We start from the raw sequence: 26,917 nt of genomic DNA on the forward strand, positions 1-26,917 counted from the left end.
TATAAATATAACCGTTCGAATTTAAAGCAAATAAAGGTATTATTATCTTAGGTCTGTACTGATAAAAGGGAAGTGTATGGGTAATAAAATTAAAGCATCACTATTTAATCACTTAATTGAGTCTGAACGGCAATTATTAGACCCAGAAGTACGCCAATCAAGCGATGCATTAAATGCCTTGCTTGATGATGAATTTATTGAGATTTCAGCTAATGGCACCGTATTTGATAAGCAGCACGTACTGACTCGTTTACCTACTGAGGTTGTTCCACAGTTTTATAACCAGTACTTCAAGGGGCGAATGCTAAGCGAAGACATCGCGCAAATTAGTTACCAAGCAGCTTACAGGCGCTCAGCCCGAAGCGAGTTCAACTACTCCTTACGTATGTCGCTTTGGCGCAAAAGTAATGAACAATGGAAAATGGTGTTTCATCAAGGAACACCGTGCGCGCTTTTTACTATATCAATGGATGATTGACTGCTTTTATTAACGTATTAAATTTTATAGGTAAACCGTACCTTGTTTATGCAAACCGACCCGACCATTAGCCGCCTTTTAATGCTGCGAAGTGGTGCCATTGCCGTGCAGCTAATTGCTGTACTAAGCGTGTATTTCTTATTAGAGCATCAAATAGCGTTATTGCCTTTATTAGTGGTAATAGCGTTAGAGGCTATATTTCAATTAGTGAGCGTATTTGCTTATCGCAATGTAAGTCGAGCGCGCCCCGTTGGTATGTTGATGCAGCTCACTGCAGATGTTCTGTTTTTAACTATTTTGCTTTCATTAAGTGGTGGCGCAACCAATGCATTTGTATCGCTATTATTGTTACCTATTATGATTGCAGCGGTAACACTTCGTGAAAAAGGACTCGCTTATATCGCTGTGCTAGCCATTGCCGCTTATAGCTTTTTACTGATTAGGATGCCCGATCACAGTATGCATCAAATGAACATGAGCGGGCACTTTATAGGCATGTGGGTAAATTTTGTTTTAAGCGCAAGCGTAATCGCTTTGGTTATTGGTGCTATGAGTAGAGCATTAAAAGAGCGCGAACGCACAATAGCTAAAGCTCGCGAGCAACAACTGCGTAACGAGCAACTGGTGACCCTAGATGGCGCAGCGGCGCAAATTACCCATCAACTAGCCAGCCCTATTGCTAACTTACAGTTACTATTTGAAGAGCTTTTAGAAGAGGAGCCAAATAACCCTGTTGTTGTGCAAATGCAAACGCCGCTTAAGCAGTGTGCGTCGCAGTTAAACGACTTTAGAAAACTCTCTGCTCAGCTTCGTAATAAAAATACCATCGAGCACATTACAGTAAAGCAGCTGCAAACACAGATCACTGATACATTATTACTGCAATACCCAGATCAGCACATTAATTGGTTAAGTGAGCCAATTGCAGCGACCTTAAAAAGTGATGCAATGCTATTACCTGCTATTCTCAATTTGCTACAAAATGCATGCATTGCAAATCAAAAAAATAACCAAACCGAGTTAGAGCTAAGCTGGCAGCAAAATAATCAGCATAGTGAATGTGTATATTTGCTAATTCGTGATTTTGGCAGCGGTTTTAGCCAATCACAATTAGCAGAGCTTGGCGGACAACTTATGCCTAGTAGCCAAGGTATGGGGCTTGCGGTTTTGCTTTCTAATGTAACGTTTGAGCGCCTAAACGGATCGTTAACTTTGTATAATCATGCTGGTGGTGGGGCGGTTGCTAAAGTAAAATTAGCCATAGTAAATAATGAGCAGTCACATACATGAAATTACTTATAATTGAAGACGATATAAACCTAGCCAGCACACTCGCTAGGCGTTTAACAAAACAAGGCTTTAGATGTGAAGTTGCGCATAATCAAAGTGATGCATTACTTAGTGCACGTAAACACTTGCCAGATTTTATTTTGCTCGATATGAAATTAGGTGACGATAACGGCCTTGCCTTAATTAAGCCGCTACGCAGCTTATTACCACAGGCGCACATTGTATTACTAACAGGGTTTGCCAGCATAGCCACCGCAGTAGAGGCTATGCGGTTGGGCGCTGACGACTACCTTACTAAACCCGTTGATATGGCCACATTATTAAAGGCGCTAAACACCGATTTAAATATGCAAAATGTGAGCAGTATTGTAACACCAGTTATGTCGCCAGAGCGTTTAGAGTGGGAGCACATTCAGCAAGTACTACACAGTAATAACGGTAATGTGTCGGCCACTGCGAGGCAGTTAAACATGCATAGGCGCACATTACAGCGTAAGTTACAAAAAAAGCCGGTTCAGCAGTAACCGCTTAGGGGTATAAAATGAGTGATGATGCGGCTACATTAATGCGTAATCAAAAAATTATATTATTCGATGCGCAGTGTAAATTATGTAGTGCGTGGTGTAATTTTATTATTAGTAACGATGCCAATGTTATTTTTAAACTATGCAGCGTGCAATCTCCAAAAGGTGCACTGCTGTTAACTCACTTTGGTTTTTCAACCACACAATACGCCTCAATGGTTTACCTACAAAACGGCAAAGCGTACACGCAAAGTCATGCTTTTTTTGAAGTAGTAAAGCAGCTAGGTTACCCCTATAAATTAGCCACTGTATTTAGTTTTTTACCTAACACCTTTAATAATTGGCTGTACGATAAAATTGCTTTAAACCGCTATACCTTATTTGGCAAGTACAACTATTGCAGAATACCCAGCCCAGATGATGCAAAACATTATTTATAAACTAGTCGTTCACACATTGCAGTATAAGTAGATGCCAGGTTTATGTGGCTGTGCTAAAATCGCCGCGTTTTAAATTATCAGGGCTTTGAAATGGCAAGTACAGCGCACGCACTCCACATATTGGTTAAACACAAAGAAATAGCAGAAGACATTATTAAGCAATTAGGTAAAGGTGCCAAGTTTCAAACCTTAGCTAAAAATTACTCGTCGTGCCCATCGGGTAAAAAAGGTGGCGACTTAGGTGAATTTAGACGCGGGCAAATGGTTCCGCAGTTTGACAAAATAGCCTTTAATGGCGCTATTTTAGAGCCACACCTAGTTAAAACTAAATTTGGCTGGCACGTTATTAAAGTTCTTTATCGTACTTAATAAGCTTGCAGATAAATACTAAAAAGGCTGCACACTGCAGCCTTTAAGATATAACCTTACCCGATTATTAATTATCCAAATTAAACTCAATTGTCATTTCTAAGTTTTTGTCAGGTACAGCAACACCATTAACAACTTTAGGTGAGTATTGCCATTTAGATAGGGCGCGTTTGGCTTCGCTATTAAACACTTGCTCAGGTTTAGCGTTAATAACGTTAATATTATTAGGGCGCCCATAACTATCTACATCATAAGACATGGTAACAAAACCTTCTGTTTTATTACGTACCTCTGCAATAGGGTATTTAGGTGGAACTGTTGATTTTACCGTTGCTGCAGGCCTGTCTTGAAGTGGAGTTGAAGTACAGCCAGTAATGATTAGAGCGGCAATGATAGACAGTAAGTATTTCATTTTAATTCCTTTTATTATTTAGTCCCCTTTTTTACACTAAAAGACCAGTCATGTAAAATAATCCGCTTAGTTATCAAGCTCATGATTTAACCTTAATTAAGATTACTTAATAAACATCCAGACACCTGCGGCAATCATAAACAGGTTTTCAGTCAGAGAGATAAACCCCAGCGGTACATTACTATCTCCGCCAACGCAGGCACACTTAAGCTCTCGCTTGTCTATGTAAACAGCCTTAATCACCGACACGGCGCCAATACCCCCAATAAATAAAGAAATGGGTGCAACAATATAAGCAGAGAGACCCGCAATCATGCCAATACTTACAAATGCTTCTAAAAATGGGTACACATAAGCATATCTCACGACTTTCATTGCAAATAAATCATAGGTTATAAAAGAATTACTAAAGCTGTATAAGTCACGTAATTTTTGTATAGCCAGTACGCCCATTGTTAACGCGACAAACAGCATAATTGTATGCATAGAAAAAAGTGCAAAGCCAGTGGAGTAGCTAAATGCAAAGGCAAGTAATAAGGTAACAGCAAAAATGGTCGTTACGGGAGTGTAAGTAGTACCTTGTTGACCAGGCTCCGATTTATTAAAGTAAGCGCGCAGGTCGTCATACCCGCCAATGCGTTTGTTATCGATAAATGTTTGTGGTGTGGTATCAACATTGTGCTTTTGTTGAAATGCATCGGTTTCTTCGCGCGAAGTCAGCGGCTTATCATCTACCTTATAGCCTTTTCGCTTCAGTAAATCTTTTGATTTAAGACCAAATGGGCAAATGTGCTCATTGGTTACCATTCTGTATAATGTTGCTGACTTAGCCATGCTTGCTCCTTATGCGTATTTAATCGCTCGTTAGTCCTCAATAAATAGAGAGTGGATGGCGGTATGAAAGAAGTTAATGGCACATTGTAATATTTACGTGCCATTTGAAATAAAATAGCGCGCAGCACACTCATTAAAGACACGTAATAAACATTGCATGTATAGTGCCAGTACTTTTATAACAGCGTAGCGAGTAAGTTTTTTGTGCTTACAAATCTTGGAAGCAAAAGGCGGCAACAGCCAATTAGGTTCTCGGATGCACAAAGGGCAGCGCGTTCAACAAGGCAGCACCTCTTATGTACAGTCAGTGTTTGACAACATGAAGCGAGAGTATCAAAAGGCGGTTGCTTCGGGCAACAATAGCGCAGAAATACAAGCCTTGGGTAATACTCTGGAAGTATTTAAGAATTATTCTGGTAATATTGAATTTCGTAAAGTGCAGCAGAAGTTTCAAACCGGTAGCAGCTTAAAGCCAACGTTTGATGTGACAAATTACACCATTGGAAAGATCACGTTATGAGCCAATTGAAGTACCACAATGACCATTATCAATTAGTGAATTTGCAAAATGCCTTTCAAATTCACTTAGACACTTATAATCATAGATGGCAACGTTACCTTGAGCTAGAGCCTAAGATATATGAAAAGCCACAAGCACGGTTAGGCTTGGACGCAATGGATTGTATAAACCTAAGCTTTCAAGCACAGCTAGCTCAAAAAGGGCTTGAAGGCGTACCGATTATGCGCTTCGGTTTAGATTTATTACACGCCCATTATAATCTAGTGTCAAACCCTGGGCAGCGCCATATTTTTACTTTAAAAGATCACGTGTTTCGTTTAGAGGGGTGCGCTGAGCACCGTGAAATTATGGTTGATAATTGGTTACTACAATTAAGTTTAGCCCTGTGCCTAAGAGATGCTGATGCGACAGAGCTAATCTGTCGATGCGAAGCTGATTGGTTGGAATTTAAAGAACCGTTTAATGTGGCGATGTTTAACTTTGTGCGAAATATATTTGTACAAGAAACTGATCAAACAAAGTTACTACGTGAGGTCATGGAAAAATCAGGCCCTGAGCATGTGGATGAATTTAGAGCGCCTTATGTGAACAAGCTTTTTTTGCCTTACTTGGATGTGTGGGTGGCGCTTTTATCAAACGATGAAGCCCATTATAAACGGGCAATCCACACAGCCATTGAGTTGCATTATAAGTTTTACATTGACCCACCAGAGGGCGCAGTGACCTGGGAAGGCGATGTAGCTCTGCTGATAAGCGCAGTGGCTAGCCTTGCCTATGATAAGCATGGCTGGCAGGTGCCCGACACCCCTTACCTGCCAAAGTGGTTAATTTATAAAGAGTTTGAAAATGCTTAAATTAGCCTTGTTTGGCTACGAGTTAATTATAAAAGGTGGGTTGGGTGTATAATCATTTATTTAAACTAGGCTAAAAGGCTGCACATTGCAGCCTTTAATTTTGCTAGCTAACTAAACTTCTTGCTTAGCCTCTTCTTCACTAATTTGTTTTAGTGCTTGAATAAACGAGTCGCTTGGTTGTCCGCCACTGATTGCATATTTATCGTTGATGATAAACGTTGGCACAGAGCTAATACCTAGTTGCTTAAAGCGGTCTTGCTCTTGGCGCACTGTTTGTACGTACTTATCTGAGTATAAAATACTGCGGGCCTGTTCTTTATCAAGGCCAACACTTGCCACTACATCAAGCAAAGTGTCTTCTTGATTTAAGTATTTTAAATCGGTGAAGTGCGCTTCAAAAAAGGCGAGTTTTAACTGCGTTTGTTTGCCTTCTTCACGTGCCCATGTAAGTAGGCGGTGTAAATCAAAGCTGTTGATCATGATGCGTTTGCCATCAAAATTAAACGTAAAGCCAGCACGCTTTCCTGCTTCGAACATGTTTTTACGATTTTCATCGCCTTGTTCCTCAGTTAGGTTGTACTTTTGCATTAAGTGTTCGTTTAAATCTTGACCTTCCAGTGGCATATCAGGGTTTAGCTCAAAAGGATGCCACGTAATATCTGCACTCATTTCGTCTTTAAGTTGGCCAAGCGCTGTCTCTAGGTTTTTATAACCTACCACGCACCATGGGCACATTACGTCTGACACGATATCAATTTTAAAGTTTTTCATATTCATCCTTTTGCGGATTGCTTTGGTATAAAAGGGATATTGGGATGAAGTATGTATTATCAATCCTTAAACTAAAAAGAGCAGCTAATGGCTGCTCTTTATTAAAGGGTTTAAGCGTATAGCCCAAACGGATCGTCAATACTATAACTTGGCTGTGTAAACCAATGCGGTCCGTTGTCGGTCATATAAAAGTGATCCTCTAAACGCACGCCAAACTCATCGGGTATAACTAACATTGGCTCGTTACTAAAGCACATGCCTGGGGCAAGTGGGGTTTTATCACCACCAACTAAGTATGGCCATTCATGAATGTCTAAGCCAATACCGTGCCCCGTTCGATGCGGGCAACCGGGTGTTTGATACTGAGGCCCCAATCCTTGAGCCGCTAAATAGTTACGAGCCCCTGCATCAACCTCTTCACACGTTGCACCAATCTTAGCTGCATTAAACGCGGCGAGTTGCGCTGCTTTTTCGTGATCCCAAAACATGCGTTGGCGCATTGTTGGTTCGCCAAATACATAAGTACGGGTAATATCCGATAGGTAATCGTGTACTTTACAGCCGGTATCAATTAGTACCATATCGCCTTTTTTAAGGACTTGCGCGTCTTTAACACCGTGCGGAAAAGACGTTGCAACTCCAAATAAAACAATACAAAAATAGTTACCTGGTGCGCCTACCTTTTGATGCGCTTTTTTTATAAAAGCCTCTACTTCTGTGGTGGTAATACCTTCGTAAAGCATACTTGCGGTTGCTTGATGTACAGCTAAAGTCATGTCCATTGCACATTGCATAAGCGCTAATTCGTTTACCGACTTATGCATTCTACAGTGTGCAGTAACGCTTTGTGCATTGATTAGATTAAAGCCTTTTTGCGCTTTGTTAATACCGTCAAATATAAAAAACTGCGCGCTTTCATCAATGCCTATAGTGGCGGTGTCGCTTACGTTAAGCTGCTTTAATACATTTACAAAAAGCGAGTAGGGGCTCTCGTGCTCTTGCCAACCATGAATAGGCCCCTCAACCACTTTAAACCCATTTAGGGTGCCAATTTCAAAATACGGGGCAATGTATTGTACTTCACCAATAGCAGGTAAAATTGCACCAACCATGCGCTCACTTGCGTACCATTTCATACCTGTAAAATAGGTGAGGTTTGTACCTGCGTTTAAATAAATAGCATCAATATTATTTGCTTGCATATAAGCTTGAGCTTTAGCAATACGCTGCAAATATTCATCTACTTGTATGGGGGTCACTTTGCATGTCATGTTACTTAAACTTGCCAGTGCTTGTTCACTTGTTTGCGTACCAACGCCAACTGTGGCCATAAATGTCTCCTTGGTTTTTAGGCATTGTGTTTAATCTAATACAGTAATTCAACATTATGCGACAACATACATATTAAGGCTTTTTAGCATAAGGTAAACGAGATAGTTTGTTGCCCGTATGGTAGCTATCAAGCCCCGTCACAGCAACTGTTTCAATAGCCTGTAAATCTAAAAAGCCATCGCTTTGCAAGGCAACTTCATCTAAGTAAACATCGGTAATTTCACCTATAACCAGCTCAGTGCCATTTACGGCTAAGTGTTGGTGCTCAACATAATTTACCGCATATTTTAATCGTGACTCTTGCACAAATGGCGCTGTAAAGTCATTTAGGTATTCTGGCGTTAAACCGGTCGCATTGAACTCTGATTCGCCTTTAGGGTAACGGGCCGATGTTTGATGCGCTTGTTTATAAATAGCTTGGTTAACTTGGTTAATGGTGTAGCTACCCGTTTCGATTATGTTTTCGAATGTATGGCGTGGCACACTGTTGGGGCGCATTATCATGCCAACCAGCGGCGGGTGTGCGCCAAGGTGAATGACAGAGCTAACAATGGCGAGATTGGTATTGCCTTGCTTATCTTGGGTGCCAATTAAATTGGCGCTTTTATAACCCGAAAGCGAGTTAATTAAATGAGTACGGGTGTGTTTTTCAAGTGCGTTTATCCGCTCTTTAGTAAAATGCATTAAAGTTCCTTACCACGGTATGGTTTCACCTTGCCAGTCTAAATAGGCAGGCGCACCATTGAGTTCTAAATGAGGGTTATTAAATGTAAGTGTAAAAAGCTGTTTTGCCACAAATTCGGTACTAAAAAGCTTACCCGCAGGTACATTTTTTTGAAATGGCTTTGAAAGGGCTGTATCGGTAGTCCCTGGGTGAAATAAAACGAGCTTAGTATTTTTAGCGCGCCGTGCAAGCTCAATCGCAGCGGTTTTGAAAAGCATATTTAAAGCAGCTTTGGAGGCGCGATATGTGTACCAACCGCCTAATTTATTATCGTTAATACTGCCTACACGCGCACTAAGTGCGGTAATGGTACACTGGGTTTTATGTGTTAAGAGTGGCGTTATACACTGCAAACATAGCACAGGAGTGAGTGTGTTTGCGTTTAAAACGTGGCTGAAATACTCAGCGTTTAAATCTTCAAGTTTTTTTTCGGGCATATGAGATGTGCTATGCAGCATACCGTTAAATATAACAACCTGTTCAATTTCAGCGCTTTGCTCTTTTAAGTAAGCACTAACGCGCGCTAGGCAAGGTGTTGTGTAATCAGTTTTAAAATGTACAACACTTCCCTCAAAATCAATACTCTTTGAGCTAACACAAACAATTTGATGAGTGGGTGTATTTATTTGTAGCTGCTCTATATAAGCTTTTGCAATGGCACTACTTGCGCCAAATAATACAATTGTTTTCATTTAACACCTTTTGATTTAACACGGCATTGTCCGTTGGTGCACTGTGTATTTGGCATTAATAATCGGCTTAGCGTTTGTCTGTGTTTGGCAAAAAGTAAATAACCACAGTCAGCGAAAAAACTAATTATAGGCAAGCGAAAAATTTTCAACCACGTGTGTTTTCCAACGGTTTTCCATGCGTGATAAGTCACATCTAACCCGTAAATCATTTCACCGGAAAATGTTTGTGCTTGTAAATGATTTATTGCTTTATTTTTATCAATATATGAATAGCGGTCACTAAAATCGGGCGCATTTAAATCTTCAAGCTGAATTTTATTAGCGGTGTCAGCCTGTTTTAATTTTGCCATCTCAGTGCTACATAATGGACAATTGCCGTCATAAAAAATGATCATAAAATAACTTAACGTTTATTTTTCATATACTTTTTTACGACATACCATTGCAAATGGATCTATTAAATATGCGCTCATAATGATATTAATAGCATTCCATGAAACAAAGGAGACTGAGAAATGAGTGAACAATATGCCGCCTTGCGAGGAAATGTTAATTTACTAGGGCAGTTATTAGGACAAACTATTAAGGACGCCCAAGGACAAGCGATTTTAGATAAGGTAGAAGAAATTCGTGCTTTATCAAAGTCATCTCGCAGTGGTAACGAAGACGACAGACAAGCGCTAATTGAGGTACTACATGCGCTTAGTGATGAAGAGCTTTTACCGGTTGCCCGTTCATTTAATCATTTTTTAAATTTAGCTAATGTAGCAGAGCAGTTCCACACTGTTTCGCGTTTTAATGATGTTGGCTTTTGCCAACTAAACCCTCTCACTCAAACATTAAAAACGTTAACTGCAAAAGCAAAAGAAGGCCAATTAGACAGTAATCATCTGGCCGAAACACTCTCAAAACTCCACATAAACTTAGTATTAACGGCTCACCCAACCGAGGTGACACGCCGAACAATGATCAACAAACAGGTTGAACTCAGTGAATGTTTAGCATCACTTGAACGCAAAGATAATTTAGAGCAAGAACGCACTGCTATTTTAAACCGTATTGCACAGCTTATTAGCCAAGCGTGGCACACGGACGACATTCGTCGTTCGCGCCCGACGCCAATTGATGAGGCTAAATGGGGTTATGCAGTTATTGAAAATAGCTTGTGGCATGCTGTACCGCGTTTTTTACGTGAGTTTTCAGATCAAGTAAAAGAGCATTTAAGTTTAGAATTACCCATCGATTACAGCCCTATTGAGTTTACCTCTTGGATGGGGGGAGACCGCGATGGTAACCCGTTTGTGACTGCGCAAGTGACTTCTGAAGTACTTGATCACGGTCGTTGGATGGCGCTTAATTTATATATTCAAGACTTAAAAACATTGTGCGCTGAGCTTTCTATGTCTGATGCAAGCGATGAGCTTATTGAACTTGCGGGGCAAGAGTTTGAACCATACCGTGCAGTAATTAAAAAACTTAAAACGCAAGTTGCTGAAACAGTGGCTCATCTAGGCGCTAAAATTAAAAACAAGCGCAGTGATTCACAAGATTTAATTACTGATATTAATCAAATTAAACACCCGATAGAAGTGTGTTACCGCTCATTATTAAAGTGCAACATGAAAGTAGTAGCCGATGGCTTATTACTTGATTTATTGCACCGTATTAATAGCTTTGGACTGCGTTTGGCAAAACTTGATGTACGCCAAGATTCAGACCGTCACAGCGACGTATTTTCAGAGCTAACACGCCACTTAGGCTTAGGTGATTACAACCAATGGCAAGAGCAAGACAAGCAAGCATTTTTGCTTACCGAGCTTAATTCTCGTCGCCCGCTAATCCCTAAAAATTGGCAACCTAGCCCAGAGGTGCAAGAGGTACTCGATACCTTTGATGTTATTGCACAGCAAGATGAAAATACATTTGGCTTATACATTATTTCAATGGCGCGTACTGCCTCTGATATTTTAGCGGTACAACTACTGTTAAAAGAAAGTGGCTGTCAGTTTGATTTACCTGTTGCGCCATTGTTTGAAACACTTGACGATTTAAATGCAGGTAGCGATGTAATTACTACACTGCTTGATAACGTGTGGTACCGCGGGCATATTAAAAATACCCAAAATGTGATGATTGGTTATTCAGATTCTGCCAAAGATGCCGGCATGATGGCTGCAGGTTGGGCGCAGTACGAGGCAATGGATAAATTAGTACAGCTTGCCGATGAGCGTGGCATAGAGCTTGTTTTATTCCATGGTCGTGGTGGTACAGTAGGGCGCGGTGGCGCACCTGCCGCACAGGCATTGCATTCACAACCACCAGGTTCGTTAAAAGGCGGCTTGCGTGTAACTGAGCAGGGCGAGATGATCCGCTTTAAGTTTGGTTTACCCGATGTTGCACTGCAAAGCTTAAATATTTACGCAGGTGCAGTACTGCAAAGTAACTTATTACCACCGCCAGAGCCAAAACCGCAGTGGCGTGAAGTAATGAAGTTAATAAGTGAGCAATCGTGTGAGCACTACCGTAATGTGGTTCGTCACGATGAAAACTTTGTACCTTACTTTAGAATGGCAACGCCTGAGCTTGAGCTGTCTAAATTACCATTAGGCTCACGTCCTGCTAAGCGTAATCCAAATGGCGGCGTAGAAAGTTTACGTGCGATTCCGTGGATTTTTGCATGGAGTCAAAACCGTTTAATGTTACCTGCATGGCTAGGTGCATTAACAGGCTTAAAAGCAGCGCTTGATAAGTATGGCCTAGAAACACTTCATGAAATGAGCTTGCAATGGCCGTTTTTCAGAGCGCGCCTTGAAATGCTAGAAATGGTATTTAGTAAAGCCGACAGCTGGTTAAGTGAGCATTACGATAACGCGCTGGTGGAGGATATGTATAAACCGCTGGGAGTATCACTGCGTAAAGAGCTTGAAGAGGCAATTAGCCTTGTACAGTCTCTTAGTCCTCAAAATAGCTTACTAGCGGACCAACCCTGGATAAAAGAATCGATTGCGCTTCGTAATCCGTACACGGATCCGCTTAATGTACTGCAAGTTGAGTTACTACGACGTGCGCGTTCAAGTGAAAAAGGCAGCGAAGGTGACATTGATAATGCCTTAATGATCACTATGACAGGTATTGCTGCAGGTATGCGTAATACAGGTTAAACGTTAGCTTGTTAATTTTGTAAGGGAACACGGTGTGTTCCCTTTTTTTGCGTTTAATGACCTAGCAATTTGGGCTTTAACCTTTTAAACTACTTGGCCATTAAATAATTATAATATGTTATGGCTTCAGCAACTTTTACTGTGCAACAAGACACAGCCCTTACAAATTCACATATCTCTTTAAGCGTAGCGCAAACTCACGCTTTACGTGGTCAGCTAAAAACCCAACGCGGCATATTAAATTCTAATAATATAAAACAGCTATGTACGCAATTTAATGTATCCGATGATGCGTTATTACAAGGTTTGGTACCGCTTGCCTCAGAATTTTCAGTGGCTCCCGTTTCACACTTTCATGTGGGTGCAATTGTTAAAGCGCTTGATGAGCAAGGCGATGTAAATTTTTATTTTGGTGCTAATGTAGAGTTTGATCACCAAGCGCTTAGTTTAGTCGTGCATGCAGAGCAGTCGGCGATTAACAATGCGTGGTTAAATGGCGCAAAAAAAATACTAAAAATAGCAATTAGCGATGCCCCATGTGGTTATTGCAGGCAGTTTATGAACGAACTGGCTGATGCAAAAGAGTTTGATATTTTACTGCCAGAGCAACATTTTAAATTAGCTGATTTATTACCGCATTCATTTGGCCCCACTGATTTAGGCAACGACTTTAGCCTGTTTAACCCAAAACAGCAGCAACACACATTTGCAGATACAGCTCTTGATGAAAAACTAGCAGCCATGGCGCTAATGGCCTACGTACCTTACAGTAACAACTTTAGCGCAGTTAAAATAAGTACCTTTGATAATGGTGACTTTTATGGCAGTTACGCAGAAAATGCAGCATACAGCCCAAGCCTTTCGCCACTACAAAGTGCGCTTAGCCAGCTGTTTTTGGCGGGACTTAGTTTTAATGGTAATACGGTTAAATCAATCACCCTGTTAGAAACACAAGGCCGTGAAAACCAAGGGGGAGTAGCGCGTGCAGTACTTGCAAGCTTTGACAACCTACCTGAAATAAAATTGATTAGCGCACCGCTGGGTAACCAGAGTTTAGGTTAAGCTAAAAACAATAAAGCACAGCCATTGCTGTGCTTTATACGTTTAATTAAAGTGCTAAAAAGGATTAGCCTAATAGTACTTTTGCAGCTTCTAATACCACTGCTACAGATTTTTTCTCAATTTCACCGTGGTCAACATTTGGAATTTCTTGACGAGTACGGTTTACCAACACACCGGCAACACACGCAGCTTTAAGGCCAAGGGCTGCACACATGGTAAATAATGTAGCCGACTCCATTTCGTAGTTCATTACGCCTAGGTTTTGCCATTCTTCACAGCTACCTTGTAATGACTTTGGTACATAGCCAGAGTGCGTATCGTAACGCTCTTGACCTGGGTAGAACGTATCGCTTGATGCTGTAATACCAATATGAAAATCAATATTTAGGTTTTTACATGCTTGCACCATAGCTTGCGTAGCAAAAAAGTCTGATACCGCAGGGTAGCTAAGCGGCGCAAAGTGCTGGCTTGCACCATCTAAACGCACTGATGCTTGGCTTACTAAAATATCACCTTCGTTAATATGTGGCTGAATCGCACCTGTAGTACCAATACGTAAAAAAGTACGTACACCAAGTTGCGCTAGTTCTTCTACTGCAATAGATGTAGACGGGCCGCCAATACCGGTTGAACAAACCACTACAGAGTGACCATTCAACTGACCTAAATAAACATGAAACTCACGTGTTTGAGCAAGGCAGGTTGGGTTGTCTAGGAATTGAGAAATGCGTGCAGCACGATCTGGGTCACCAGGAACAATAGCAAGCTGCGCCCCTTTTAAATCGTCAATACATAATCCTAAGTGAAATACCTTTTCCATAACTAAGCCTTTTTATAAAAATTTGTTGTCAATCTAGCATCATTGCGGCAAATGTAAACTATGTACAGGACGTATGTCCGATGTTGAAAAATACACGTATATGCTGGCTTTATTCATCCACATTGAATATTAAATCATAGGCTTAAAGGGTGTTAAAACAAGAGGAGTTGACTTGTTAATTTAGAGCCTATATGTATTGTTTATGGTGATAATTTCAATTTATCAGTATGTGGTTTAAAACGTTTTTAATTGTTTTATAACAAGTGGTTATGCCTTAATTTTGGCTTTATTTAAACATCGATTTTTTAAGTGTGTATTAATTGCTAGTTCAATAAGTGAGCGCGTAGGGTGTTTTAGGTAATTAAGCCGATAATTTTAATATTTGCATAACTAATCAAAACCGCATGAATAAAAACACAAGTATAGGATTTATTATGAGCACACAATTTGACGCGTTTAAACGCAAAGTAGAGCACTGTTTATGTGCCCCAGGCGACGGTGTATTTACCGTGAATACCGCCAAAGAGCGTAAAGCGGCATTACGTAATAAATTATATGGGCAAAGCGAGAATGTTGATGTTTTGTGGCGAAACTCTTTAACACAGCTACCTGAGTCTCCTCATAAAGCGGTTATGTTAGGTATTAGCTCAGATTGTGGCGGTGGCATTCTACGTGGAGCAAACTGGGGGCCATTATTTTTGCGCTCTGCGCTGATAGATCAACAACCGCAGTGTCACTCATTCGATTTAGGCGATGTGAGGGTAATTCCTCACTTATTGCACGATAAATACTTAAACGATGCAACCATTTCTAATTGTCAAAAAGCCCTTTACGGTGATGAAAATGATGACTATTACGTAAGCCCGCTTTCAATTACTGAAGACGTGTGCGATAGCTTTTATGCAACGTTTAAAGACAAGGGTATTTTTGGCATTGGTGGCGATCATTCAATTAGCTACCCACTCACTAAAGCGTACTTAAAAGCAAAGCGTGAGCAAGGTAAGCGTACTGCTATAATTCATTTTGACGCACATACTGACTTATTAGTAGAGCGCTTAGGCATTGATTTATGCTTTGGCTCGTGGTGTACACATATATTAGAGTTTTTACCAGCGCCCCATCACCTGATCCAGTTTGGTATTCGTTCAAGCGGTAAACCTAAGTCGCATTGGGAAAGCACTTTTGGTGTAAAACAACATTGGGCGTCAGAGATTGTAGAGCGTGGCGCAAAAGCGGTTGCGGCTGAAACCATTGCACAGCTCAAAGCCGATAACGTAGATGAAGTGTATGTAAGCTTTGACATAGATGCACTTGATGCGGAGTTTGCCTCAGCAACGGGCACGCCAGAAGATAACGGTTTAACCCCACAGCACGCACTTGATATTTTATCGGCTATTGCTGATGAGTTTCCTATTACCGGCGCTGATATGATGGAAATAGCCCCGTTTACCGACAGCTCGTTGGTAGGGCAAGCAAGCTCGGAAACTACATTACGTGAAGGCGCAAAAATCTCAGCGTTTTTGATCGGCGCAATGAATAAATAGTTATAAAAAATCTAGTCCTATCAGCGTATAGGGCTAGATTAAAAACTAGCGGTTCAGCTACTCTCAGCTATAATTTGTTAATATCTGTTTAGTTTTGAGGCGAAGCTGAATGAAGTTGTATGTACTTTTGTTGTGCTTTGTATGCATAAGGCTCAATGCAGCTGAAATTACAATAGTGACCGAGGTATTCCCCGATTTTCAGTATATTGATGAGAACAATCGGCTAGCAGGGCGTTCTGTAGACAAAGTAAGAAACGCACTTGCCAACACAGATATAAAATACACTATGCTAGCGCAAAGTTGGGCTGTGTCTTATAACGCAGTTTTAAGAGACACAAATACCTGTATATTTTCTATTGTAAGGCTGCCTAAACGAGAAGATAAATTTAGCTGGGTGGCTGAACTTGAAAGTTTTGACTCTGCTATTTATGCGCTCAAATCGCGCAATATTCGCTTAAAAACGCTTAACGATGCTAAACAATATAAAACAGCGGTGCTTAGGGACAATTTTAGCCACCATTATTTGTTAGAGCGTGGCTTCAGTGAGTCTAAAAACTTACTTATAATTGATAGCTTTGACAAAATAGATAAATTAATAAGCACACGGCAAGATATTCTCGACTTTGTTATTTTAAGTAAAAAACAATTTAACTACCGAGCACAATTTGAGCCAAAGCTAAAGTTATTAGAACCTATATTAACGCTCAATACACAAAATTCCCCTTTGTATTTTGCCTGTAATAAAAACATGCCACAAAGACTACAAGATAGACTCTCCCTCGCTTTTGATGAAGCTAAATATAAAAATAAGTGATTTCTAATCAATGGCTTACTGGTTTTTGTTGTAAAGTCGCAAATATAAATTGCCGCGTTCAAAAAAGCGTCTATAATCAGCTGCTTTTTATTGAAAAAAGCGCTAACTTTTGGAGCGTTAAATGGGTGATTTGATCGGGATTAGCTTATTGATCTTGATGAGTGCGTTATTTGCTATGTCGGAAATCGCCATTGCAGCGTCGCGTAAAATTAAGCTACGTGTGATGGCCGATGAAGGCAGTGATAACGCGCGTGCAGTATTAAAGTTGCAAGAAAATTCAGGGGCGTTTTTTGCAATGATTCAAATTTCCCTAAACGCCATTGCTATTTTAGGTGGGATTGTTGGTGAGCAAGCTTTATCGCCCTATGTAAAAAATGTATTGATGCTTTTTTATCAAGGCGCTCACCTTGATAAAATCAGTTTTATATTTTCGTTTTTTACTATTACTTCTTTGTTTATCTTATTTGCTGATTTAATGCCGAAGCGCTTAGCTATGATCATGCCCGAAGCAGTTGCAGTGCGTGTGGTAATCATTATGCGTTGGGTTACGTTTGCACTTACACCATTAGTTATGTTTTTTAATGGTTTAACTAATTGTGTGCTGCGCCTATTTAAAGTACCTGCAGAGCGAGAAGATAGTGTGACTACAGAAGACATTGTGGCGATGATGGAGGCAGGTGCAGAATACGGTAGCTTACAACAGCAAGAGTACGAGCTAATCGGCAATGTGTTTGAACTAGAGGCGCGCTTTTTATCGAGTGTGATGACTCCGCGAGACCAAATAGTGTATTTTGATTTAGATGAAAGCAGCCACGATATAGCCACTAAAATTATTGAAAGCCCCCACAATCATTTTTTAGTGGTATCAGGGAATTTAGATAAATTACGCGGCTCTGTTGAGTCAAAAGATATATTACGCCAAGTGCTTAAGGGTGAGCTTGCAACCATTAAACAAGAGCTAGTAGAGACTGATATTTTTTACCTGCCCGAAACTTTGAGCCTATCTGAGGCGTTAAATGCATTCAAAAGTGCCGTTAAACCGTTTGCGGTAGTGGTAAATGAGTATGCGTTATTGGTTGGCATTGTGACTGTAAAAGATTTAATGAAAGGTTTTATGGGCGATTTAATTACCCACCAAGGCGATGAACTTATTGTAAAGCGTGATGATTGCTCATGGTTGGTAGATGGCTTAACCCCCATTACTGATTTAGCAAAAGTATTAGATATTGAAGAGTTTCCTGAGCAAATGCATTATGAAACGGTGGCCGGATTTTTAATATACACAATGAAGCGTATTCCTAAACGGGCTGAACATGTAAGCTTTAACGGGTTTAAGTTTGAAGTAGTTGATGTTGAGGGGATTAGAGTAGAGCAATTACTGGTGTCCCAAATTAAGAACTAGACCTAAATTTACGTTTAAAGCCAAGCTTAGCTTGGCTTTTTGTTGCGCGTAGGTAATTAGCGAATCGCTTTTAAGTTTATTTTTCATACTGTTTTATTTAATTTTCATCTAATTAACACCAACTACCATCTATGGCGTAGTTTAATTATGCAACTGTAAGTTAGTGTAAATTTGAAGCTGTTTTAATTTATTATCCTTTAGATTTACTTTAGAATGATCGTTCACTCTAGACATAAATAGATTAAAAGGTATTTATCATGCAGCGTTCTCGCACCGCTTTATTTGTATTAACAGCTCTTATTGGGTCTGTTGCTTTAACAGGTTGCGATCAAGCAGCTGAGTCGCAACAAGCTTCAGCGCCACAAGCAGTACCTGTTGGTGTTATTACTTTAAAAAGCCAAGCGCTTACACTAAAAAAGGAACTTCCTGGTCGCGTTAGTGCTTTTCAAATTGCACAGATTCGCCCGCAAGTAAGCGGCATTGTGCAGTCTCGGTTATTTAAAGAGGGGGCTCAAGTAGAAAAAGGTCAAGCGCTATACCAAATTGACCCCGCGACCTTTGAAGCAGATCTTGCAGCAAGCGAGGCGGCTGTAGCCCGCGCTGAGGCAAGTATTGCGAGCACTAAATCAAAAGCGTCACGTTATAGCGAGCTTTTAAAAATTAAAGCCGTAAGTCAACAAGACTATGACGAGGCCGATGCCGCGCAAAAACAAGCAAAAGCCGAACTATTAACAGCAAAGGCCCAGCTTAAGTCTGCACAAATTAATCTCGATTACAGCCACGTATCTTCACCAATCAGCGGCCAAATTAGTAAGTCGAGTGTTACCGTTGGTGCACTTGTAAGTGCAAACCAATCGACAGCACTTGCAACAGTGACTCAGCTTGACCCTATTTATGTCGATTTAACGCAATCAAGTAACGAGCTAACTCAACTCAAAAAAGCCATAGCATCAGGTACTTTAAGTGTTGATTCACAATCACAAACTGATGTTGAGCTGCAAATGGAAGATGGTTCAGCTTACCCGCTCAAAGGCACATTACAGTTCTCAGAAGTGACTGTAGACCCAAGCACGGGATCAGTTACTTTACGGGCTAAATTCCCAAACCCTGACAAATTATTGTTACCTGGCATGTACGTGCGTGCCTCAGTGGTTGAAGGCGTTAAACAAAATGCTATTTTAGTGCCGCAACGTGGAGTTAGCCGTAATACAAAAGGCGAGCCAACAGCTATGGTGGTAAGCAAAGAAAACACCGTTGAAAGCCGTGTGTTAAAAGTAGATAGAACGATTGGCTCTAACTGGTTAGTAACCGACGGCTTAGCTGATGGCGATAAAGTAATTGTTGAAGGCTTACAAAAAATTCGCCCAGGTGCACCAGTTAGCCCTTCAGAAGTTTCACCGTCTGCAACAGCCGACAAAGCGTAATAACGGAGAGTTTTAATGTCACGATTTTTTATCGACAGACCCATCTTTGCGTGGGTACTTGCCATCGTGGTTATGCTTGCAGGTGTGTTGGCTATTCAAAGCTTACCCATAGCACAATACCCGTCAATTGCACCGCCAGCAATTAGCATTACCGCTACTTACCCTGGGGCATCAGCTCGTACTTTAGAAGATACGGTTACTCAGGTTATAGAGCAAAAAATGAAAGGACTTGATGGCTTGTTGTATATGTCATCTACGTCTGAGTCGAGCGGTTCAGCTACGCTTACGCTTTCATTTAGCGCCGACACAGACCCAGACATTGCCCAAGTGCAAGTGCAAAACAAGTTAGCCACAGCGACCCCTTTACTCCCTGAAGAAGTACAAAGACAGGGTGTATCGGTGGCTAAGTCTGCACGTAACTTTTTAATGGTTTTAGGTTTTGTATCAAAAGACGGCAGTATGACCAATATCGACATTGGTGATTATGTCTCATCGAATGTCCAAGATATTGTCTCGCGTGTTGAAGGGGTAGGTGAAGTTCAGTTATTTGGCTCTCAATATGCTATGCGTATTTGGTTAGATCCAGCTAAGCTGCAAAATTATAAATTAACACCTGCAGATATTAGCACCTCAATTAGTGCCCAAAATGCGCAAGTATCTGCTGGTCAATTAGGCGGCATGCCAGCGGTTGAAGGCCAGCAGCTCAATGCAACGGTGACAGCGCAAAGCCGTTTGCAAACCGCAGCAGAGTTTGAACAAATTATAGTAAAAGCAAACGCTGATGGCTCGTTTGTACGCCTTGAAGATGTAGCGCGTGTAGAGCTCGGCGGCGAGAGCTACCGTGTTGTAGCACGTTACGATGGAAAACCTGCATCGGGCTTAGGTATTAAGCTTGCCAGTGGTGCAAATGCCCTTGATACAGCCGAAGGTGTAAAAGCTGCAATTGCAGAGCTTAAGGCGTTTTTCCCTGAAGGATTAGACGTTGTTGTACCATACGACACTACACCGTTTGTATCGCTATCGATTGAAAAAGTGGTTCATACGTTAATAGAAGCAGTGGTACTGGTTTTTGTGGTTATGTATCTGTTTTTACAAAACTTCCGCGCTACGCTTATTCCAACGATTGCTGTGCCAGTGGTGTTGCTAGGTACTTTTGGTATTTTGTACACGTTTGGTTATTCAATAAATACATTAACCATGTTTGCTATGGTACTTGCCATAGGCCTACTGGTAGATGATGCCATTGTTGTAGTAGAAAACGTTGAACGTGTAATGAGCGAAGAAAAGCTTTCTGCGCTTGAGGCAACACGTAAATCGATGGATGAAATTAAAGGCGCGCTTGTAGGTATTGCCATGGTGCTGTCGGCGGTATTTATTCCGATGGCGTTTTTTAGTGGCTCAACCGGTGTTATTTATCGTCAGTTTTCTATTACGCTGGTATCAGCAATGGGGCTATCGGTATTGGTGGCGCTTATTTTAACACCAGCATTGTGTGCAACGCTTTTAAAACCAAGCCATGTTCATGATAACAGCTCGTTATTCGGTCGTTTTTTCAGCGGCTTTAACCGCGGGTTTGATAAAACTAATTCAGGCGCACAAAGCTTTGTGAGTCGTATGATCCGTTTATCTAAGCGCTATCTTTTATGTTATGGCCTTATTGTCGCGGGTATGGTGTATATCTTTTCAAGCTTACCAACGGCATTTTTACCAGATGAAGACCAAGGTATTTTGTTTAATCAGGTATCATTGCCAGCAGGCTCAACGACGGAAGAAACGCTAGAAGTAGTTAAAAAAGTAGAAAAGCACTTTTTGAACGATCAATCGGATGCTGTAAATGGTATTTTCACGGTAACTGGATTTAGTTTTGCAGGTTCTGGTCAAAACTCAGCAATTGCCTTTGTTAACTTTAAACACTGGGATGAGCGTCAAGGCGAAGGTTTATCTGTACAAGCAGTTGCAGGTAAAGCAATGGGCTATTTTTCGACCATTAAAGAAGCGTTTGTGTTTGCCTTTCCGCCACCTGCCATTGTTGAGCTAGGCACGGCTAATGGCTTTAATATTTTCTTACAAGACCGTGTTGGACTTGGCCACGATGCACTACTGGCCGCGCGTAACCAGCTATTAGGATTAGCAAGCCAAAGCCCAATTCTTGCGGGCGTACGCCCTAATGGCCAAGAAGATATGCCAGAGCTACAACTTGATGTAGACCTTGCTAAAGCTCAGGCACTGGGCGTTTCGCAAGCGAATATTAACAGCACGCTTGCAACAGCCTGGGGTAGTAGTTATGTAAATGACTTTATTGACCGCGGCCGTGTTAAAAAGGTTTACCTACAAGGCGATGCCGATTCGCGTATGGTGCCAGAGGATTTAAATAAGTGGTATGTACGTAATGATAGCGGTGATATGGTGCCATTTTCAGCCTTTGCAAGTTCGCATTGGACCTATGGCTCGCCACGTCTTGAGCGCTACAATGGTTTTTCAGCAATGGAAATTCAAGGTACAGCTGCGCCAGGTTACAGTACAGGCCAAGCAATGGACGAAATGGAGCGCTTAGTAAAGCAATTACCTAATGGTATTGCCTCTGAGTGGACCGGTATTTCGTTTCAAGAGCGCTCAAGTAGCGGCCAAGCGCCATTGCTATATGGTTTATCACTGTTGTTTGTATTTTTGTGTTTAGCAGCCCTTTATGAAAGCTGGTCGGTACCGTTTGCTGTGATGCTCATTGTGCCACTAGGTATATTTGGCGCTATGGTTGCTGCACTTACGGCCGGATTATCTAACGATATATACTTACAGGTTGGTTTGTTGACCACCATAGGTCTTGCCTCTAAAAATGCCATATTAATTGTAGAGTTTGCAATTCATAAAATGCAAGAAGGCTTAAGCTTAGTCGATGCAGCTGTTGCTGCAGTACGCTTGCGTTTACGCCCAATACTTATGACATCTATGGCCTTTATTTGTGGTGTTATTCCACTTGCTATTGCCTCAAGTGCCGGCTCAGGTGCGCAAAATGCACTGGGCATTTCGATTATTGGTGGTACGCTTGCCTCTTCTATTTTAGTGGTGGTATTTGTGCCGTTATTCTTTGTATTAGTTCGTCGTTTATTTCCTATGGCGAATAGCGAAGACAAAAAGGAGCGCGCGCAATGAGCAAAAAACGTCTAAGTTTAAGCGCCATAACGCTTGTTATTTTAAGTGGTTGCCAATTAGCGCCAGAACAAAAAGAGCTTACTTTACCAGTGCCAGATGCTTATGCATCTGACACTGAGCAAGCATCAGCACAGCAGTTACATTGGCAGCAATTTTTTAACGATGAAAAATTACAAACCCTGATAGGCTTAAGCCTTGAGCATAATAAGGATATGCAAATTGCAGCGCTTAATGTGCAGCGTGTTCGTGGCTTATACCAAATCGAAGACTCGGCTTTATACCCATCGTTAGATTTTAACGCCAGTGGTACACGCCAGCGTTTGCCTGCTGAGTTGTCAGGTAGTGGCGAAGCCACAATTAGCTCACAATACAGTGCTACAGTGGGTATTACTTCTTATGAGCTGGATATTTGGGGCAAGGTACGTAACCAATCAGAGCAAGCTCTGCAAAACCTTTATAACACTGAGCTTACTCAGTACAGCACGCAAATTTCACTTATTGCTGAGCTTGCTAATGCGTGGCTAAACTACGCCACCGACTTACAGTTATTAGAACTCGCTAAAGAAACATTAAGCTCGCAACAAGAGTCACTTTCGCTTACGCAAAAAAGCTTTGATTTAGGCGCTACATCGGCCATTACGCTTGAGCAGCTTAAAAGTACTGTCGCTACTGCAAAAGTGGATATAGCAACGTATAAACGCTTGTTAAAACGTGATAAAAGCGCATTAGATTTACTGGTAGGGCAGCCTGTATCGAGTGATTTATTGCCAACTAATTCGTTAACCAATTTATTGGATTTACCAGAAGTACCGGTTGGTTTACCCTCTGATTTACTCACGCAGCGCCCTGATATTAAAGCCGCTGAACATGCTTTATTAGCCGCGAATGCGAATATTGGTATAGCGCGTGCGGCTTTTTATCCTAGCATTAGTTTAACGGCTAATGCGGGCTCTGCCTCAAGTGATTTAAGTGGCTTGTTCGATTCAGGCTCGGGCACGTGGAGCTTTGTACCATCGATAAACTTACCTATTTTTACTATGGGGCGTAATCAGGCAAACCTTGATGTAGCAAAGGCCGATCAAGAAATTGCAGTGGCGACGTACCAACAAAAAATTCAAAATGCGTTTCGTGAAACCGCTGATGCATTAGCAGATAGAGAAGGCTACAAAGAGCAACTTGATGCCCTTGATATGCTAATTAGTTCGCGTGAGCTTACTTACGATTTATCAAAAATGCGTTACGAAAAAGGAGCTGATAGTTACCTACAGGTACTTGATGCCCAACGTACGTGGTACTCGGCTCAACAGCAGTTAATAACGGGTCAGCAGGCATACCTTGCCAGCCAAATCAACTTGTATAAAGCCTTAGGTGGTGGTTGGAATGTAGCTAAAACTCCTGTGCAAGAGCAGTAAAATGAAAGGTGCTATTAAATTAAGCTGTGCAATTAGCTTATCGAATATTATGTATGCCTTTAATACTGGAGTCGGGTTATGAGCACTAAGGCTAAAAGACATTTAGACCCAGCCTTAGCTCAAGCTAGGCGTGAACAGGTGCTCAGTGCTGCCGCAGAGTGTTTTAGACGCAAGGGATACCACGGCGCGGGTATGGCCGAAATTTCCCGAACTGCGGGTATGAGCGCTGGGCATATATATAACTACTTTGAAAGCAAAGAGGCAATAATTGAAAGTATTATTGCTAAAGACATGGAAGAAATGTTCTCTATCTTTCAGGAGTTTGAAGATCACCCGGGTGATGTTTTACAAGCGCTTATAGATGGCCTAAACATTGGTGTGCAAAGGCATATGGATACCGGTGCTTGTGTGATTGACTTAGACATGATGGCGGAAGCAGGTCGCAATAATAAGGTGGCCTCGCTTTTGCGCGATATGGATACTCAAGCACGCTCTCGCATGCGCCAACTGCTCACCAGTGAGCGTAGTGCGCTTAAAAACACGGATGAACAAGAGCTTGAGAGCCGTATTAACGTTATTTTTTCGATGATGGCAGGGTTACTGCTTCGTAAGATGCTCTACCCAGAACTCACTGAAGAAACGGTGTTAATTGCGCTGAGGCCTGCAATGAAAACTCTGTTATTGCCGTTTGATAGAACCAAGTAATAGACAATTAAAAAGCGAGTCATCACACTCGCTTTTTAGCATTAAATTCGCTCTATACACCACAGAAAAGCTATTGCTGCTATTGCAAGCGAACCCATGGGCATTATCCATTTTATGTAGATAGGCTTATCTCGCACTATAAGTAACAAGGGCAGTGCTATACACAAAATACTCAACTGTCCCAGTTCAACCCCTAAGTTAAATGCTAAAATGCTCAATAGCTGATAATCACTCGATAAGCCAAGCTCACCCAGCACACTGGCAAAGCCCATACCGTGTAATAAACCAAATGCAAAAGTTAGCCAGCCAAGGCGCAATATAACTGGCCATACGTTATTTAAAGCTGCAAATAATACTGAAATTGCAATACCCAGCTCTACCCAGCGGCTATTTGGCGACACCATATTAAGTGCTGTCGCTGTTAAAGTAAGTGAATGGGCAAGAGTAAATGCCGTTACAATCCAGGCTGTGTGCTTAATTATTTGTTTTTTAGAAGCGATTGCCTGCCATTGTTTGTTAGTGCGATACAATACACAGGTTAAAAGTAAGGCAATTAAAAATAAAATATGGTCAATACCAATCCAAATATGTAATACACCTTGGTAAACATATTGGTTAAATGTACTTAGGTAACTTGCTTGCAGTGTAGAAAACGACTGTTGTTGCTCGGCTTTGGTAAATACGCGCGATACGTGGTTTACGTTAACAATCACCTTGTGATTAGCATCGTGCTCAAAAAAAGCACTGTAGTTCAGGGTGATATCGGCATTATTGGTACAGCTAAATAGCAGCGGTAAAACTAAATAAGCCTCATTAAAATGGTTATCTAATTGGTAGTTATCAGCAATTGTTAACGGGCAAGTTTGCAAGTTTTGTAAAACAGTAAAATTGGATTTTGCATAGCGATTAATGGCTTCGCTTTGTGACTTAAGCTCGCCCCAGCTTATTTGTTGGTCTTGGTTTAAATCAAGCGCAACGCTTTGTTCTAAGTCGTTAATATTTATTTGCCATGTACCTGTATATTGCTGCGGATTTTGCGCGTTATCTAATGTGATGTAACTGGTACTTAGTTGGTGTGCTTGTGCACTAAAAGTGCAAATTAGTGTAACAAGTAAAATGGTTAAACAAGAGCTTATTGTTTTCATAAGGTGTCCCTAGCCATGGCATTAGCTTGGTGTAATAGGTGTTGATCTATGCTCATTTTTGCTTGCTGCCAATTTATGTTTGCCCAATATTGTGCCTTGGCTTTATCTACTTGTACATGAATATAATAGTTAGCTAAATCATTGGCATGAAAAGTATCTTGTCGTTGTTCTCGTAAGTTAACGCGTTGCTGCATACGCGTTTGCCACTGATCACTAACTTTATGTGTGCTGCGTTTTTCAGCTATGGCGAGCCTAAGTAAAACAGCATCTTCAAGTTGACTCTTTAAATTGCTAAATTGACTCAAGGTGTTAAGTACCTGCTCAGGGTTGTTTTGGCTTAGCTGTATATCAGCCCACAACACAATAAGGCTCACAGGTACTTTGCTTAAATCAATATTGTTAATGTGCTCAAGCGCTTCATTGAGCTTGTTAAGCCTAAACGCCATCTCACTAAGTATCTGCTTGGTTGTTAAGCTTATCTCTTTATTTTGGGTAATATTAAGTAATGATTGATAGCTTTGCTGTAATTGCCCTTGCTGACTTTGAATATCAAGCACACAAGTTGTTGCGGTGATAACGCTTGCTGCACCAATAAGAGACACACAGTATCGCTTTGCTTGTTCAAACTTACCTTGTGTCATTAACATATTTGCCAGTAAAAGGTGGGTATTAACGTGGTGTGGGTGTTTTTTTATTACAGTACTTGCAACTTCAATAGCGTGTGTAAATTGATGCTCTTTTTGTAACACTCTTGCATATAAATAGCCTATTTGTGCCGTGGGCTGTTGTTTATAAAGTGCCGCTAAGCGGTTTTTTAGCACGCCTTGATACAGCTCGGTTTGCCCTATGTATTGGCTATTTAAGACCAAAGTGTTGAGTTGCTCTATTGTTAAATCAGCGCTAATTGATGAATTACTGGTTGCAATAATATCGTCATCTTCTGGAATTATGGGCTCTGCATCAACATTACTTACATACAGTGCAGCGCAAAAAACAAAGAGCATTTTTTTATAATAACCGCGCATCGTTTTATCCTCT

General features: G+C 41.1%; 26 protein-coding genes. 16 read left to right on the forward strand and 10 right to left on the reverse strand.

Annotated features, from left to right (window positions below):
• The first annotated feature begins 76 nt into the window (after positions 1-76).
• From CWC17_RS14670 to CWC17_RS14690, 5 genes are all read left to right on the forward strand, one after another.
• Entirely contained in the window at positions 77-478 is a 402-nt protein-coding gene (locus tag CWC17_RS14670; RefSeq protein ID WP_138613711.1) for a nuclear transport factor 2 family protein, read from the forward strand.
• A 48-nt stretch (positions 479-526) separates the two neighbouring features.
• Positions 527-1,768 carry an ATP-binding protein gene (locus CWC17_RS14675; RefSeq protein ID WP_171042096.1) on the forward strand — a complete coding sequence of 414 codons (1,242 nt, stop codon included), beginning with the start codon at positions 527-529 and terminating at the stop codon, positions 1,766-1,768.
• Positions 1,765-2,292: a response regulator transcription factor gene (locus CWC17_RS14680; RefSeq protein WP_138613715.1), complete on the forward strand. Its 528-nt coding sequence runs from the start codon at positions 1,765-1,767 to the stop codon at positions 2,290-2,292. Before CWC17_RS14675 ends, CWC17_RS14680 begins: the two co-directional genes overlap by 4 nt.
• A gap of 17 nt (positions 2,293-2,309) precedes the next feature.
• Positions 2,310-2,732, forward strand: a complete 423-nt coding sequence (locus CWC17_RS14685; RefSeq protein ID WP_138613717.1) for a thiol-disulfide oxidoreductase DCC family protein — start codon at positions 2,310-2,312, stop codon at positions 2,730-2,732.
• Positions 2,733-2,822: 90 nt separating this feature from the next.
• Positions 2,823-3,101 carry a peptidylprolyl isomerase gene (locus CWC17_RS14690; RefSeq protein WP_138613719.1) on the forward strand — a complete coding sequence of 93 codons (279 nt, stop codon included), beginning with the start codon at positions 2,823-2,825 and terminating at the stop codon, positions 3,099-3,101.
• Between the two features lie 67 nt (positions 3,102-3,168).
• On the opposite strand, the gene CWC17_RS14695 is transcribed toward CWC17_RS14690, so the two are convergent.
• On the reverse strand, positions 3,169-3,513 hold the full coding sequence (locus tag CWC17_RS14695) for an energy transducer TonB (protein WP_055013827.1): 345 nt from the start codon (positions 3,511-3,513) through the stop codon (positions 3,169-3,171).
• 102 nt (positions 3,514-3,615) lie between these two features.
• Entirely contained in the window at positions 3,616-4,347 is a 732-nt protein-coding gene (locus CWC17_RS14700; RefSeq protein WP_138613721.1) for a MauE/DoxX family redox-associated membrane protein, read from the reverse strand.
• A 256-nt stretch (positions 4,348-4,603) separates the two neighbouring features.
• Between CWC17_RS14700 and CWC17_RS14705 the strand changes: the two genes are divergently transcribed.
• Together CWC17_RS14705 and CWC17_RS14710 are read left to right on the forward strand one after the other, a co-directional pair.
• Positions 4,604-4,867 carry a hypothetical protein gene (locus tag CWC17_RS14705; RefSeq protein WP_138613723.1) on the forward strand — a complete coding sequence of 88 codons (264 nt, stop codon included), beginning with the start codon at positions 4,604-4,606 and terminating at the stop codon, positions 4,865-4,867.
• A complete protein-coding gene (locus CWC17_RS14710) occupies positions 4,864-5,721 on the forward strand; it encodes an immunity 49 family protein (RefSeq protein ID WP_138613725.1) in 858 nt (285 codons plus the stop codon). Before CWC17_RS14705 ends, CWC17_RS14710 begins: the two co-directional genes overlap by 4 nt.
• A 111-nt stretch (positions 5,722-5,832) precedes the next feature.
• Here the strand turns inward: CWC17_RS14710 and CWC17_RS14715 are convergent, their stop codons facing one another.
• From CWC17_RS14715 to CWC17_RS14735, 5 genes are all read right to left on the reverse strand, one after another.
• Positions 5,833-6,492: a DsbA family oxidoreductase gene (locus CWC17_RS14715; protein ID WP_138613727.1), complete on the reverse strand. Its 660-nt coding sequence runs from the start codon at positions 6,490-6,492 to the stop codon at positions 5,833-5,835.
• A gap of 110 nt (positions 6,493-6,602) precedes the next feature.
• Positions 6,603-7,823 carry a M24 family metallopeptidase gene (locus CWC17_RS14720; protein WP_138613729.1) on the reverse strand — a complete coding sequence of 407 codons (1,221 nt, stop codon included), beginning with the start codon at positions 7,821-7,823 and terminating at the stop codon, positions 6,603-6,605.
• 73 nt (positions 7,824-7,896) lie between these two features.
• Positions 7,897-8,508 (reverse strand): flavin reductase family protein, encoded by a 612-nt coding sequence (locus CWC17_RS14725; RefSeq protein WP_138613731.1) that lies wholly within the window; start codon positions 8,506-8,508, stop codon positions 7,897-7,899.
• A 9-nt stretch (positions 8,509-8,517) separates the two neighbouring features.
• Positions 8,518-9,240: an SDR family NAD(P)-dependent oxidoreductase gene (locus CWC17_RS14730; protein ID WP_138613732.1), complete on the reverse strand. Its 723-nt coding sequence runs from the start codon at positions 9,238-9,240 to the stop codon at positions 8,518-8,520.
• The gene (locus CWC17_RS14735; RefSeq protein WP_138613734.1) at positions 9,237-9,635 is read right to left on the reverse strand and encodes a thiol-disulfide oxidoreductase DCC family protein; all 399 of its coding nucleotides are present in this window, start codon (positions 9,633-9,635) and stop codon (positions 9,237-9,239) included. The genes CWC17_RS14730 and CWC17_RS14735 overlap by 4 nt, the downstream gene beginning before the upstream one ends.
• 120 nt (positions 9,636-9,755) lie before the next feature.
• Here CWC17_RS14735 and ppc point away from each other — a divergent pair, with 120 nt between their 5' ends.
• Positions 9,756-12,401 carry a phosphoenolpyruvate carboxylase gene (gene ppc / locus CWC17_RS14740; protein ID WP_138613736.1) on the forward strand — a complete coding sequence of 882 codons (2,646 nt, stop codon included), beginning with the start codon at positions 9,756-9,758 and terminating at the stop codon, positions 12,399-12,401.
• Between the two features lie 120 nt (positions 12,402-12,521).
• A complete protein-coding gene (gene cdd, locus CWC17_RS14745) occupies positions 12,522-13,463 on the forward strand; it encodes a cytidine deaminase (protein WP_138613738.1) in 942 nt (313 codons plus the stop codon).
• 64 nt (positions 13,464-13,527) lie between these two features.
• Here cdd and udp read toward each other — a convergent pair whose 3' ends face one another.
• Positions 13,528-14,283: a uridine phosphorylase gene (gene udp, locus CWC17_RS14750; protein WP_138540249.1), complete on the reverse strand. Its 756-nt coding sequence runs from the start codon at positions 14,281-14,283 to the stop codon at positions 13,528-13,530.
• A 434-nt stretch (positions 14,284-14,717) separates the two neighbouring features.
• Between udp and CWC17_RS14755 the strand changes: the two genes are divergently transcribed.
• The 7 genes from CWC17_RS14755 to CWC17_RS14785 all read left to right on the forward strand — a co-directional run bounded on the left by CWC17_RS14755 (position 14,718) and on the right by CWC17_RS14785 (position 24,734).
• Positions 14,718-15,827, forward strand: coding sequence for an arginase family protein (locus tag CWC17_RS14755; RefSeq protein ID WP_138613740.1), 1,110 nt, complete (start codon positions 14,718-14,720; stop codon positions 15,825-15,827).
• Between the two features lie 109 nt (positions 15,828-15,936).
• Positions 15,937-16,641: a substrate-binding periplasmic protein gene (locus tag CWC17_RS14760; RefSeq protein ID WP_138613742.1), complete on the forward strand. Its 705-nt coding sequence runs from the start codon at positions 15,937-15,939 to the stop codon at positions 16,639-16,641.
• A gap of 121 nt (positions 16,642-16,762) precedes the next feature.
• On the forward strand, positions 16,763-18,043 hold the full coding sequence (paeA, locus tag CWC17_RS14765; protein ID WP_138613744.1) for a polyamine export protein PaeA: 1,281 nt from the start codon (positions 16,763-16,765) through the stop codon (positions 18,041-18,043).
• Positions 18,044-18,300: 257 nt separating this feature from the next.
• Complete coding sequence (locus tag CWC17_RS14770) at positions 18,301-19,467, forward strand: efflux RND transporter periplasmic adaptor subunit (protein ID WP_055013814.1); 1,167 nt, start codon at positions 18,301-18,303, stop codon at positions 19,465-19,467.
• 15 nt (positions 19,468-19,482) lie between these two features.
• A complete protein-coding gene (locus CWC17_RS14775) occupies positions 19,483-22,617 on the forward strand; it encodes an efflux RND transporter permease subunit (protein ID WP_055013813.1) in 3,135 nt (1,044 codons plus the stop codon).
• Positions 22,614-24,029: an efflux transporter outer membrane subunit gene (locus CWC17_RS14780; protein ID WP_138613746.1), complete on the forward strand. Its 1,416-nt coding sequence runs from the start codon at positions 22,614-22,616 to the stop codon at positions 24,027-24,029. Before CWC17_RS14775 ends, CWC17_RS14780 begins: the two co-directional genes overlap by 4 nt.
• Before the next feature lie 78 nt (positions 24,030-24,107).
• Entirely contained in the window at positions 24,108-24,734 is a 627-nt protein-coding gene (locus tag CWC17_RS14785; RefSeq protein WP_138613748.1) for a TetR/AcrR family transcriptional regulator, read from the forward strand.
• Positions 24,735-24,775: 41 nt separating this feature from the next.
• Here CWC17_RS14785 and CWC17_RS14790 read toward each other — a convergent pair whose 3' ends face one another.
• Positions 24,776-25,879, reverse strand: coding sequence for a HupE/UreJ family protein (locus CWC17_RS14790; RefSeq protein WP_138613750.1), 1,104 nt, complete (start codon positions 25,877-25,879; stop codon positions 24,776-24,778).
• Complete coding sequence (locus CWC17_RS14795; RefSeq protein ID WP_138613752.1) at positions 25,876-26,904, reverse strand: tetratricopeptide repeat protein; 1,029 nt, start codon at positions 26,902-26,904, stop codon at positions 25,876-25,878. The genes CWC17_RS14790 and CWC17_RS14795 overlap by 4 nt, the downstream gene beginning before the upstream one ends.
• Positions 26,905-26,917 lie beyond the last annotated feature (13 nt).

It is taken from the genome of Pseudoalteromonas sp. S3785, from assembly GCF_005887365.1.
GTDB lineage: Bacteria > Pseudomonadota > Gammaproteobacteria > Enterobacterales > Alteromonadaceae > Pseudoalteromonas.